The following is an 11,615-nucleotide window of genomic DNA, read 5'->3' as shown; positions in this document are numbered from 1 at the left end:
AGTAGTAAAATCAAATCGCCAAACCCAATTTTACTATTCGCTATGCCTCGTACCATGCTGACAGATCAACACTGGCAAAAGTTGAAAACTATTTTGCGTAATTTATCTATTCATCACAACTCAAATTTACGTAATTTTATTGAAGCTATTCTCTATAGAATTAGAACAGGCTGTCCGTGGCGAGATATTCCTTCCTATTTCGGTCAATCAAACTCTATTTTCAAACGTTTTAATCGTTGGTCAAGCAGCGGTAAGTTGCTTAGATTATTCAAATTATTAGCATCATGCCCCGATATGGAGTGGATTTTTATTGATGGCTCTCACGTACGTGCTCATCAACATTCTGCCGGTATAGCGAATCAATCCATTTCTAAAAGTGTAGGAGGAAACTCCTCAAAAATACATTTGATTGTTGATTCACATGGCAATCCTATTGATTTCATGATTACCGATGGCACTACACATGACATCAAAGTTGCACCTGATTTAATAGCAACATTAGATTTAAAAGAGACAGAAGTGGTATGCGCAGATAAAGGCTATGATTCAGAACCACTGCGTGAGCAGATCAGAAAAACAGGAACAAAAGCGAATATACCAAAGAAAATAAATAGCCAATCGAACAATGATCATATGGACTGGTATTTATATAAAATCAGGCATTTAGTTGAAAATATGTTTTGTAGATTAAAACAATTTAGAGGGATAGCTACTCGATATGACAAGCTCAAAAGAAATTATCAAAGTGCTGTTGCCTTAGCCTGTATATTTTTATGGCTACCTTTATAGGTTTAATTATGAACAGTAAATGTCAACAGACCCTATGTATATTGAAAAAAAAAGAAATGCAAAAGCATTTCTTATTTACAAATCACTTTAACAGGATAATCATCCATGTTGAAAAAATGATTCCAAGAGATATAAATTGAGCAGCACTGCCCATATCTTTGGCATTTTTTGAGAGCTGATGTATCTCCAACGATATGCGATCAACCACAGCTTCAATTGCAGAATTAAATAACTCTACAATAATAGCAAGTAAGCAAACAGCGACCATCAATGCTTGTTCAAGGGCAGAAACATGAACAAAAAAGCTAGTTGGAATTAAAACAAGATTGAGTAATAAAATTTGTCTAAAAGCGGCTTCATGGCTGAATGCGGCTTTAAACCCAGCGAGAGAATAACCCGTTGCATTCAAAATACGCTTGATACCATTTTTGCCTTTGTAGGGAGAGTAAGGCGTCATAACAGAACTTTAAGAGATAAAATATGTCGCCATTATAAAAGTAAAACTGCTTCTGAGGATTGGCAATAAGTCGCATGATCTCTGCAAAGTTGTAATGTTTCTCGCCATTTTATTGGAAACGTTGAGATTTAATTTGTCAATTTGACTGATGCTAAGGATAATAAGCCTAGATCAACAGATGGAATATCCTGCATGAAAATTATCGCAGATGAAAATTTGGCTTTTACCGATTATTTCTTTGCGGAATTTGCAGAAATACAACATCGAGCGGGGCGAACATTGACTCATGCAGATGTTCAAAATGCTGATGCTTTATTGGTTAGATCGGTTACTAAAGTTAATCATGCCCTAATTGACCAGACTACAATTCAGTTTGTCGGTAGTGCAACGATTGGAACAGATCATCTCGATATTCAAGCGCTAGAACAACAAAACATCACGTGGACGAACGCAGCGGGTTGCAATGCTCAAGCAGTCGCAGAATATGTGATTACTGCGTTGCTGCACCTAGACATTAAATTATTAGAAAGAAATCATGAATTTACTTTAGCGATTGTTGGCTTAGGTAATGTTGGTCGTCGACTTGCAAAAATGGCCCAATTATTAGGTTGGACAGTGATTGGCTATGATCCTTTTGTACAGCTAGATGGTATTGAAAATGTATCGTTTGATGCGTTACTAGCACGTGCTGATGCCATATCCATTCATGTACCGTTAACGTCAACTGGTGATCATCCAACACAACATTTATTTAATGAAGCAACGTTTGCTCAAATGAAAGAATCCGCGATACTGATTAATAGCGCGCGTGGTCCAGTGATTCAAGAAGCAGCTTTAATGACAGATATCCAAAGGAATAATCGAAAAGTTGTGTTAGATGTATTTGAGTTTGAACCTGAAATTTCGCAACAGTTACTAGATATGTTGGCTTTAGCAACACCGCATATTGCGGGTTATAGTCTTGAAGGTAAGGCCCGTGGTACACAGATGATTTATGAGGCATTTTGTCATAAATTTGATTATCCAATATCTAAACAGTTCGAAACCCAATTACCGCATGTTGAGCAATTCTTTGAACAACAAGACTTGAAAGAAGTACTCAAGCAGCATCTTAGCCAAATTTATAATATTGCTGAAGATGATAAAAAATTAAGGGCTTGTGTCATGGATGGAAAAGTTGAACAAAAAGCGTTTGATTTGCTCCGAAAGAATTATCCATTACGCCGTGAATGGGCAGCACACGGTGGACCAAAAGCATGAGCCAGACTAAGAAATCTTATCAACCGACTTGTTCGCTTGAGGCAATAAAAGCCCGTGCAGAGATGTACAATAAAATTCGTCAGTTTTTTGCTGAACGAAATGTTTTAGAAGTTGAAACCCCAGTTTTGTCTCAAGCAGGGGTCACAGATGTGCATTTGGCGTCAGTACAAGTACAGCGTCATATTCATGGAAAATTAAATACTCAATATTTACAGACTTCGCCTGAGTTCCCGATGAAGCGATTGTTGGCGAGTGGTAGTGGCCCAATCTTTCAAATTTGTAAAGTCTTTCGTGATGATGAGCATGGACGTAAACACAATAGCGAATTCACCATGTTGGAATGGTATCGACCTGCTATGGATTTGAAAGCCTTAATGCATGAGACAGCGGATCTATTGGAAACCTGTTTAGCACATCGTTTTGGTGAAATTCGTCCTATTATTTTGAGCTATAAGCATGCTTTTCAAGATCGTTTAGAGATCAACCCATTACAAGCCAGCTTAAAACAACTTAAGGACACCGCACATCGTGTCGGTCTGAATCTTGATTTGGGTGATGATCGTTTGGCTTACATGGACTTATTATTTTCTCATTTTGTAGAGCCAAGTTTGGGCTTTGACAAACCTGTATTTTTGACAGATTTTCCACCTGAGATGGCATCATTAGCAAAAGTAAAACAAGATGAAGATGGGGAATGGGTTGCAGCTCGTTTTGAGGTCTATATTGAAGGCTTAGAGCTTGCTAATGCCTATGACGAACTTCTGGATGCAGAAGTATTAGCAGCACGATTTGAAGCCGATAATCAAGAACGTGCTTTACAAGGTTTACCCGTGATACCTACTGATCAATATCTATTATCTGCTTTACCTCATATGCCTGAATGCTCCGGTATTGCATTGGGTATTGATCGTTTACTTATGGTTGTAATGAATAAGATGAAAATTGATCAAGTGATCGCTTTTCCTGCTGAAATTGCCTAGAGCTGTTATAGAAATTGCATTAATAATTGGATCAACTCACTTTGACGGTGAGTTTGGGTCTTTTTAAAGATGGACTGTAAATGCTTTTTGACAGTATCTGATTGAATATCTTGTGACATAGCAATTTCTTTGACCGTTTTTCCATCTAGGAGTTGTTCACAGATTCTGTGTTCTACAGGTGTAAACATAAATAGTTTTGCGCAAATTTCTTTCTGATATTTGGGTCTATGTTTTAAGCCTGAGAATGTTACTAACAAAACTGGTCGCAAACCAAAAATCTTATGCGCTTTTTCAGGAGAGAGTAAATCTAGGCTCAGGAAAAGTTGGTGATCCAACATCATAATTTTTGTTCGCTCGGCATAACTTAGATCTGGATTATTTTTATAATTTCGCTCCAATTCGATTAGATTTTGGTCGAAAATAGTTTGATTCTCACCAGTAAAAACAAAGCGTCGCTGTTTTATTTGAATTTGAGGATTTATTTCAAATAATTGTTGTGCCTCCGCATTAAATTCTAAAATATCACCGTTAAAATTAATGATCGCAATAGCTTGCTTCATCTTTTGAATAAGTTGGGAGCCTAAAAGGGTCATTGTGGAATATTCAAAATGATGTCGATATTGCTGAATTTTTTGCTGCAAGATCGGCAAAATTTCATAAACAGGCTTCAACTCAGAACAGCTTAAGGCACCACGATCATAACTGGTTAGAAATGAAAGAATGACACATACCTTATGATCAAAAATAACTTGGATGGCAGAACAGAATCTTAGATCAAGTGGTTTTAATACTTGTTGATAAACTTGTGTTTGGGTGATCTCATCTTCTTGGAAATGCTCTTTGCAATGCATCCAACCATTCATCGGTGCAGATAACATTTTTTTTAAACGAGGATCATCGTCAATTTCAAGACGAATTTGCTTGAGTGCTGCTTGTTCAAGTTGATGCGAGTCAAGGTTGACACCGTGATGAATACTAAATGAAAGTGCTTGAACTTCGAGATCAACTGCTAAAAGTTGAGATGCTTGGACATCAAAATGATGATTGAGATGCTCTAAAAAAATAACCCAGTCATCCGCATTCTGAACTTGATTCAGGATTTCTTTAACTGCACAGCGTTGAATTAGATCCATTGAAGAAATCCCATCAAAATGAAGAGAATAGATTTCCTTATATTTTATATGGCATTTTAATAAATGAAATCGCTAGAAGTAAAAAAGTGTGAAGTTTTAGGCAATTATTCGATGAAATGTGTGTTTGAATTAGTAATGATTTTCATTTGATTGCAGGAGGAGGAAATTGTCTAAACCCAACAAGTGAGTTTAGACAAAATTAAACTTAGCAGCGACCTTTTTTAGCCTGTCCAGGAGGACAGAAATCTCCATGGCCACCACCATAGGTACGATCTGGATCAACAACGACGCTACCATGAGGTGTATGTACAGCACACGCTGATAAACCTAAACAGAACAATGCGCTTAGGCACAATAATGCTTTCTTCATAACTTCATCCCAAAGTTTTGTTTATTCATTTTAGACTTTAATGTGCAATTCATTTTTCTACTAGATGAATGACGCATTTTTTTATTCAATTTCTGTATCTTGGCATACATTGTCAATAATCCCTTTTGTTATTTACAAAAGGGATTGAGTGTGAATATTTTAGTTTAGAAGGGGAGTTTTGTGAGTTGGCTAAGAAAATGTGGCAGAACTTTAGGTTCGAGGATAACGGTAACAATGACACCGTATGCTGCTCCCCATAAGTGAGCACTATGGTTTATATTGGTATTTCCACGTTTACCAGACCAAATACTGTAAGCCACATATAAAATAGCGAAAATAATCGCAGGAACTGGAATAAAGAATACGAAAATTAAATTCCACGGTTGAAATAAAATATATGCAAATAAAACGGCCGAGACTGCTCCTGAAGCGCCCAGACTCGCCCAACGGACATCATTCTTATGTTTTAAATAACTTGGCAAGATAGCAAAAATTAATCCACCCAAATAAAACAGTACAAAGCCCATATCGTAGAAGAATTCACGATAAAAGCTTTCAATGATATTACCGAAGAAAAATAGGGTAATCATATTGAACAGTAAATGTGTCCCATCTGCATGTACAAAACCATGGGTAATAAAGCGGTCAAATTGCCCACGTTGCATCGCTGGTGGCCAAAAAATCAAACGGTTCATCACGGTTTGATTGCTAAATGCTAATAAAGAAATCGCAACGGTAATAATCATCAGAGTCACAGTGTGACCAAAGGGTAGATGTAGCATAAATGAATTAAATTGATCAGTGTCTAAGCAATAATGCCATTAAAAAGTTAATAAACAATCATCTTGCATATAATTCCTACAAAAATGGTTGATTTTTTTTTATTACCCTCCATCTTCGGTTAATATAACGACATCAGCTTGAGGATTATTGTTATGTCGACTGAGAACACCAACACTGCTGTCGCAGAAGAAATTCCAAACCTTTTGATTACTCCCTCTGCACAAGAGTATTTACGTGATCTATTAGCAAAACAAAATACTCCAGGAATTGGCGTTCGAGTTTTTGTAGAGCATCCAGGAACACCACGCGCTGAATGTTGTATGGCTTATAGCGCGCCTGAAGAAGTGGTACCAACGGACTATAAACAGGATTATCCAGACTTTCCTGCATATGTAGATGCACCATCGATTCCTTATTTAGTTGATGCAGTCATTGATTACAATAAAGATCGTTTTGGTGGTCAGCTGACTTTCCGTGCACCTAACTCGAAAGTTCCACGTGTAGGGCCTGATGCATCAATCGAAGAGCGTATTACTTATGTATTACAATCTGAAATTAATCCAGGTTTAGAAGGTCATGGCGGTAATTGTAGCCTTGTGGAAGTACAAAATGATCCAGAACATGGTTTAACAGCCGTATTGAAGTTTGGCGGTGGTTGCCAAGGTTGTTCAGCGATTGATGTGACTTTGAAACAAGGTGTTGAAACCACTTTAAAACAGCATGTACCAGAATTACAGCGTGTTGTAGATCAAACAGATCATACTCAATCAGAAGGTGCATATTTCAAGTAATTTGAAGGATTGCATTCATGAATAAAAGAGAGCCTATATGAGGCTCTTTTTTAATTTTTGAACCTTTGCTTTGTTTTTAATATTGTTTCATAACAATAAAATCATGTGCATTAATGAGTATATAAATAATAATTATCATTTGTATTGAGTTTTATTTGTTTTTTGTTGGAATTCACATAAATTTTTAAGCAAATCTTAAGATTTGTGTCGTTTAGGTGAAAACTATGTCGAATAAAATAACCCGTAAATCTTTACTCACACTTTCAGTGATGAGCGGAATGTTTTCCATTGCATATGCAGCAGAAACCAAAACACAAGAGCTTAATCAATTAGAGACCATCGTGGTGACAGCGAGTGGTTTTGAGCAAGATATAAAGAAAGCAGCAGCCTCGATCTCAGTACTTTCACAAGAAGAAATTAATAAAAAAGCTTATCGAGATGTCACAGATGCACTGAAAGATATTCCAGGTGTTGTCGTGACGGGGGGAGGAAGTTCTAGCGATATTAGTATACGGGGTATGGGAAGTGCCTATACCGTGATTATGGTCGATGGTAAAAAAGTGAATACCCGCTCTGTGAGACCAAATAGTGATAATTCTGGGATCGAGCAAGGTTGGTTACCCAATATTGGCGCGATTGAACGAATTGAGGTGATTCGCGGTCCAATGTCTGGTTTATATGGCTCTGATGCGATGGGCGGTGTAATTAATATTATTACTAAAAAAAATACAGCTCAATGGACAGGTTCTATTAAGCTAGATACAACACTACAAGAAAATTCAAAATCAGGTCATCTTTATCAAACCAATGCATATATCGCTGGTCCTTTAATTGCAAATCTGTTGTCGTTCAAAGCAAATGGCTTATATTCTCAGCGAGATGAAGACGAGATATATGGAGGTTATAAGGAGCAGAAAATTCGAGCGGGTGGTGCAGCCTTGAGTCTGACCCCGAATGATCAGCATACGATTGATTTGGACTATCAGCGTTCAATTCAAAATCGTAATGGAACCGTTGGAAAAAGTATCTCTCCTGTGCAAACAGGTCGAAATCCTCCAGTAGATTCACTTACAGATTATTATCGAACAGAGTACAGCTTAACTCATCGAGGTCAGCTTGGCCCTGTTGAAACACATTCATATATTCAGCGTGAAGAAAATGAAAATCCATCACGCAATATGGAAGCCATCAATACTACTTTTAATACGATTAACAAGATTAACTTTGATTGTCATAGTTTGAGTTTTGGTGGAATGTACTTAAAAGAAGAATTAGATGATCAAGGCAATCAACTAAGTGTGGGAGGGGCAAAACCTGTCTCAAGTTTAGATCGTTATAGTTGGGCATTGTTTGCTGAAAATGCATGGAATATTGTTGATGATTTCACTCTGACTACATCATTACGTTTAGATGAAGATGAGAAGTTTGGTGATCATTGGAGTCCAAAAATCTATGGCGTTTGGGGTTTAAATGATCAGTGGGTGATTAAAGGAGGCGTGTCTACAGGATATAAAACGCCTGCACTTCGTGCGACGGTAGCTGAGTGGGGGCAAGCAACAGGTGGTGGTCAAAGTAAGGGCGTAATTGTTGGTAATCCAGACCTAAAACCTGAAAAAAGTGTTAACTATGAGGTGTCTTTCAACTGGGATAATTTAGATCATCTCACTGCTGGACTTACTATTTTTAATAGTGATTTCAAAGATAAAATTACAGAAGTTAGAACCTGTCAGGGTGAAAATATTGGTGCCTTAGAGTGTGATTGGTTAGGTGAAAAATTCGACTTTGTCAGCTTACGTGAGAACGTGGATAAAGCCAATATGCGTGGTGCTGAACTGACGTTTGGATGGCAGGCGTTGCCTAATGTGAATGTATCAGCGAATTACACCTTTACAGATACAGAACAGAAGAGTGGTATTAATAAAGGTAAGCCTTTAAATGAAATGCCTAAGCATATGTTCAATACAACAGCGGATTGGGAAGTATCGGATCAGTTTTCTAGTTGGGCAAGAGTTAATTATCGCAGTAAAACATCAGACTATTTAAGTCGAACAGCGATGACCAAAGGTAAGCCTGCCTATAGCATGGTTGATGTTGGTTTCAATTATAAACCTACGCAAAATGTCGCAATTGCCGCAGGGGTATATAATTTGCTAGATAAGGAAATAGATATAGAAACTTATAGTTATGTGTTGGATGGTCGTCGTTACAATTTAGGTCTTACATATAGTTTCTAACTTTAAATGATAAAAAACAAGGCGCTTAGGCGCCTTGTTCATGATTGAGGATGTTCATTACTTGGTCAGAATAATAAAATTTCTCTAAATGAATACGTGCGCGTTGTCTTAAATAACCAGTGTCAATTAAACGCTTTAACACTGGCGTTAATAAAAGACTTAATTCATTTTGAATCAAACTCTCATTAATATTGAGATCTCGAAGGAGTTGATCAAACGTACGCTCCTGATTGCGTGCATACCATGCGTAAACACCATCATGTACTTGTTGTTTCATATAGGGTGTCTGACGAAGATGATCCCAGATCTCATGTCCCATACCAACAGTTTGAGTTAGATCTTGAACTTCAACATAATTTTTTAACACGGAAACAGGCATAACTTTAATTTTGTGCCAAATATTAGCTTGGAAATGATATAGCTTTTCATCATTAAAATGCTGATTGAGCACACGCTCACTCATTTGGCTAATTTTAAGAATATTCTTCTGTAAATAATGGCCGACTGTGTCATTTAGATTAGAGTCCGTAACAGTCTCTAATACAGATTTCCCCATTTTCATGAAATGACCAACGCCTGGGACACGTTTAGACATCACTGAATTATCCAAATAATCTTGAATAGAGTGTTGAATAAGTTGAGTAATCAGAGCAGAAAATGCAGGATTATTTACAATCGTTTTAATTAAGCGTTGGCGATGTCCATTTTTACTTGCAACGTATTGAGCAATCGTATCGATCGTTAAAACAGGAATAATTTCTTCGATGGTTGTTTCATCATTTAAAGGATGAATAAGTGCAAATCGAATGTGCTCGGCAATTTGTTCAACTAAAAATGAACTAGCAGGTGTATTTAAGATCTGTTTTTCAATTAAGGTATAAATTTGTTCAAAAGACCAAATATGTTGTAGTTGTTGTAAACGTATCCAATGATAGAGCTGCGAGAACTCTTGTTGAATTGTTTCTGATTGCGAAAACTGTTGATCTAAAAAGTCCAGTTGAGCATCAATCAGTTGTTCTATCATTGGGTGTTTAAGCATAAAGACTCTAAATAAATGATTAAGGAGTAGGTGCAGTCACCGACTTTTGGGCTTGGGTTTTACTCAAGAACGGTAGATATTGTTGAACGACGAGCTGATCTGCTTCTAAGATCGGCATATGACCGACATTATCCAAGATGACAGGTGCTTGAGCGTTTTTCAAAAGTGATTTTAACTCAGGTGCGACTTCAACATTGATAATTTTATCTTGCTTACCCCATAAAATCAGTGTTGGTGCATCAATTGATTTAGCAAGTAAGGCAAATGAGTCTGGTGTAAATAATTTATTGAGTGCAATGATTTGGTCAACCATTTTCTGAGTTTGTTCTATTTGTCCAATCATCATCTTCTCTTGTGCTTGGGCAATTTCTTTAGGAATAAACGGCGGGTTATGCATTGCTTGCTGCATTAAGAAATTAAAGTCGCCTTTTTTACTGACGATCATACTTCTGATTTGGTTTGGATCTTTTAAGTAAGGTGTATTTCCAGCTTTGTAGACACCAGCCGCATCAACTAAAAATAAACTCTTGGTTTCAAATGGATATTGACCCGCATAAAGCATCGCAATAGAGCCACCTAGAGAGTGTCCTGCAATATGAGCAGGTCCTGTTAAGTTTGCAGCCTCAATAAAACGGCGTAATTTTTCTGTGACATTAGGTACAGAATAATCAAATTCTTTCGGAACTTGGGTTTCGCCACTGGCAGGTAAATCTGGAATGATCACATGATAGTTGCCTGTTAATGCATTCGCGACACGATTCCAGTTATCACGACTACCAGCCAAGCCATGAATAAGTACAACAATCGGTTTACCGACTTGACCACCTTCACTATAAGACCATGTAATGTCACCAACTTTAAGCGTTTTACTTTGTAACCCAGCCCAAGCACGTTCCTGTTGTAATACATTTTGGAAACTCATTTCGATTTCAGCGGCTTGAGTCATCGTTGTTGTCATGGTTGCAGCAAGACTGCAACTGAAGGCGATAGCCGTCAGTGTTTTTCGGATTGGTGTGGAAAAGCTTCTATTCATCATGATTTTTCTGTCCTTGATTTATTTTTAAACCTTTTGATTATTGTTGAAGTTTCAAACATAGTCATTTGCATATTCAACAGATGTCTGTAAATTATTGCCAATGAAATGATTATTTTTTCCTTATTTTTCTTGATAAATCGATCACCAAATGTTTGAGAGTTTTTATTTTTGTCAGTGACAATCTATCGTCCTCACATTAAACTATTTTTTCATGTCAATCATAGATGGATTTAAGCATGCTCACCGCTCATGAAGCTCTAGAACGTTTAAAAGCTGGTAATGCTCGTTTTGTGAAAGGGGAAGCCGCCCTACAGAAGCAACTCACTCACCAAGAACGTGCTGAAATGGCAAGTGAACAAAACCCTTTTGCTATTGTTTTAGGATGTTCCGATTCTCGAGTGCCAGCGGAAATGGTTTTTGATCAAGGCTTAGGTGATTTATTCGTTATTCGTGTAGCAGGAAATATTGTTGCACCTTCTCAAGTAGGTAGCGTTGAATTTGCTGCTGAACGTTATGATTGTGCTGTTGTTGTGGTATTAGGTCATAGTCACTGTGGCGCAATTCAAGCAACGATCGATACTTTAAAACATCCTGATCAAGCACCTTCTTCGAACTTAATGTCGATCGTAAACCGTGTACGCCCATCTGTTGAAATCTTAATGCAAACAGAATTGAAAGATGATTTGAAAAAGTTATCGGCACATGCTGTACGCTCTAATGTATTTGCTTCAGTAAATCAGTTG

The 11,615-nt window shown here is 37.3% G+C and carries 12 protein-coding genes; 6 read left to right on the top strand and 6 right to left on the bottom strand.

The features are described from left to right. Nucleotides 1-42 precede the first annotated feature (42 nt). On the top strand, nucleotides 43-789 hold the full coding sequence (locus A2003_RS06045) for an IS5 family transposase (protein WP_004912080.1): 747 nt from the start codon (nucleotides 43-45) through the stop codon (nucleotides 787-789). Nucleotides 790-871: 82 nt separating this feature from the next. On the opposite strand, the gene A2003_RS06040 is transcribed toward A2003_RS06045, so the two are convergent. Next, on the bottom strand, nucleotides 872-1,246 hold the full coding sequence (locus tag A2003_RS06040; protein WP_286686969.1) for a diacylglycerol kinase: 375 nt from the start codon (nucleotides 1,244-1,246) through the stop codon (nucleotides 872-874). Nucleotides 1,247-1,438: 192 nt separating this feature from the next. Between A2003_RS06040 and A2003_RS06035 the strand changes: the two genes are divergently transcribed. Together A2003_RS06035 and epmA are read left to right on the top strand one after the other, a co-directional pair. After that, entirely contained in the window at nucleotides 1,439-2,506 is a 1,068-nt protein-coding gene (locus A2003_RS06035; protein ID WP_042892862.1) for a 4-phosphoerythronate dehydrogenase, read from the top strand. Beyond that, nucleotides 2,503-3,486, top strand: a complete 984-nt coding sequence (epmA, locus tag A2003_RS06030) for an EF-P lysine aminoacylase EpmA (RefSeq protein ID WP_087540769.1) — start codon at nucleotides 2,503-2,505, stop codon at nucleotides 3,484-3,486. The genes A2003_RS06035 and epmA overlap by 4 nt, the downstream gene beginning before the upstream one ends. Before the next feature lie 5 nt (nucleotides 3,487-3,491). Here the strand turns inward: epmA and A2003_RS06025 are convergent, their stop codons facing one another. From A2003_RS06025 to A2003_RS06015, 3 genes are all read right to left on the bottom strand, one after another. Beyond that, complete coding sequence (locus tag A2003_RS06025) at nucleotides 3,492-4,619, bottom strand: helix-turn-helix transcriptional regulator (protein ID WP_286686968.1); 1,128 nt, start codon at nucleotides 4,617-4,619, stop codon at nucleotides 3,492-3,494. Nucleotides 4,620-4,824: 205 nt separating this feature from the next. Next, nucleotides 4,825-4,989, bottom strand: a complete 165-nt coding sequence (locus A2003_RS06020) for a hypothetical protein (RefSeq protein ID WP_004912673.1) — start codon at nucleotides 4,987-4,989, stop codon at nucleotides 4,825-4,827. A gap of 164 nt (nucleotides 4,990-5,153) precedes the next feature. After that, nucleotides 5,154-5,771 (bottom strand): rhomboid family intramembrane serine protease, encoded by a 618-nt coding sequence (locus tag A2003_RS06015; RefSeq protein WP_112986962.1) that lies wholly within the window; start codon nucleotides 5,769-5,771, stop codon nucleotides 5,154-5,156. Nucleotides 5,772-5,924: 153 nt separating this feature from the next. Here A2003_RS06015 and nfuA point away from each other — a divergent pair, with 153 nt between their 5' ends. Together nfuA and A2003_RS06005 are read left to right on the top strand one after the other, a co-directional pair. Next, nucleotides 5,925-6,563 (top strand): Fe-S biogenesis protein NfuA, encoded by a 639-nt coding sequence (nfuA, locus tag A2003_RS06010; RefSeq protein WP_004956172.1) that lies wholly within the window; start codon nucleotides 5,925-5,927, stop codon nucleotides 6,561-6,563. Nucleotides 6,564-6,787: 224 nt separating this feature from the next. Then, nucleotides 6,788-8,797: a ligand-gated channel protein gene (locus tag A2003_RS06005; protein ID WP_112986963.1), complete on the top strand. Its 2,010-nt coding sequence runs from the start codon at nucleotides 6,788-6,790 to the stop codon at nucleotides 8,795-8,797. A 25-nt stretch (nucleotides 8,798-8,822) separates the two neighbouring features. Here the strand turns inward: A2003_RS06005 and A2003_RS06000 are convergent, their stop codons facing one another. Then, entirely contained in the window at nucleotides 8,823-9,836 is a 1,014-nt protein-coding gene (locus A2003_RS06000; protein WP_286686967.1) for a hypothetical protein, read from the bottom strand. Between the two features lie 19 nt (nucleotides 9,837-9,855). Continuing rightward, on the bottom strand, nucleotides 9,856-10,872 hold the full coding sequence (locus tag A2003_RS05995; RefSeq protein ID WP_039047393.1) for an alpha/beta fold hydrolase: 1,017 nt from the start codon (nucleotides 10,870-10,872) through the stop codon (nucleotides 9,856-9,858). Between the two features lie 236 nt (nucleotides 10,873-11,108). Between A2003_RS05995 and A2003_RS05990 the strand changes: the two genes are divergently transcribed. Next, on the top strand, nucleotides 11,109-11,615 hold a 507-nt coding region (locus A2003_RS05990; RefSeq protein ID WP_286686966.1), incomplete at its 3' end, for a carbonic anhydrase.

The organism is Acinetobacter sp. GWC1_38_13, assembly GCF_001767535.1.
In the GTDB taxonomy this organism is placed as follows: domain Bacteria; phylum Pseudomonadota; class Gammaproteobacteria; order Pseudomonadales; family Moraxellaceae; genus Acinetobacter; species Acinetobacter junii.
Note: the sequence above shows the minus strand (reverse complement) of the source record. Positions and strands in the feature narration are given on the sequence as shown.

What these genes read in the sequence shown, in the direction of transcription:
- A2003_RS06020 (WP_004912673.1), bottom strand. Translation starts at nt 4,989, where the DNA reads ATGAAGAAAGCATTATTGTGCCTAAGCGCATTGTTCTGTTTAGGTTTA.
- epmA (WP_087540769.1), top strand. Translation starts at nt 2,503, where the DNA reads ATGAGCCAGACTAAGAAATCTTATCAACCGACTTGTTCGCTTGAGGCA.
- A2003_RS06000 (WP_286686967.1), bottom strand. Translation starts at nt 9,836, where the DNA reads ATGCTTAAACACCCAATGATAGAACAACTGATTGATGCTCAACTGGAC.
- A2003_RS06045 (WP_004912080.1), top strand. Translation starts at nt 43, where the DNA reads ATGCCTCGTACCATGCTGACAGATCAACACTGGCAAAAGTTGAAAACT.
- A2003_RS06005 (WP_112986963.1), top strand. Translation starts at nt 6,788, where the DNA reads ATGTCGAATAAAATAACCCGTAAATCTTTACTCACACTTTCAGTGATG.
- A2003_RS05995 (WP_039047393.1), bottom strand. Translation starts at nt 10,872, where the DNA reads ATGATGAATAGAAGCTTTTCCACACCAATCCGAAAAACACTGACGGCT.
- nfuA (WP_004956172.1), top strand. Translation starts at nt 5,925, where the DNA reads ATGTCGACTGAGAACACCAACACTGCTGTCGCAGAAGAAATTCCAAAC.
- A2003_RS06025 (WP_286686968.1), bottom strand. Translation starts at nt 4,619, where the DNA reads ATGGATCTAATTCAACGCTGTGCAGTTAAAGAAATCCTGAATCAAGTT.
- A2003_RS06035 (WP_042892862.1), top strand. Translation starts at nt 1,439, where the DNA reads ATGAAAATTATCGCAGATGAAAATTTGGCTTTTACCGATTATTTCTTT.
- A2003_RS06015 (WP_112986962.1), bottom strand. Translation starts at nt 5,771, where the DNA reads ATGCTACATCTACCCTTTGGTCACACTGTGACTCTGATGATTATTACC.
- A2003_RS06040 (WP_286686969.1), bottom strand. Translation starts at nt 1,246, where the DNA reads ATGACGCCTTACTCTCCCTACAAAGGCAAAAATGGTATCAAGCGTATT.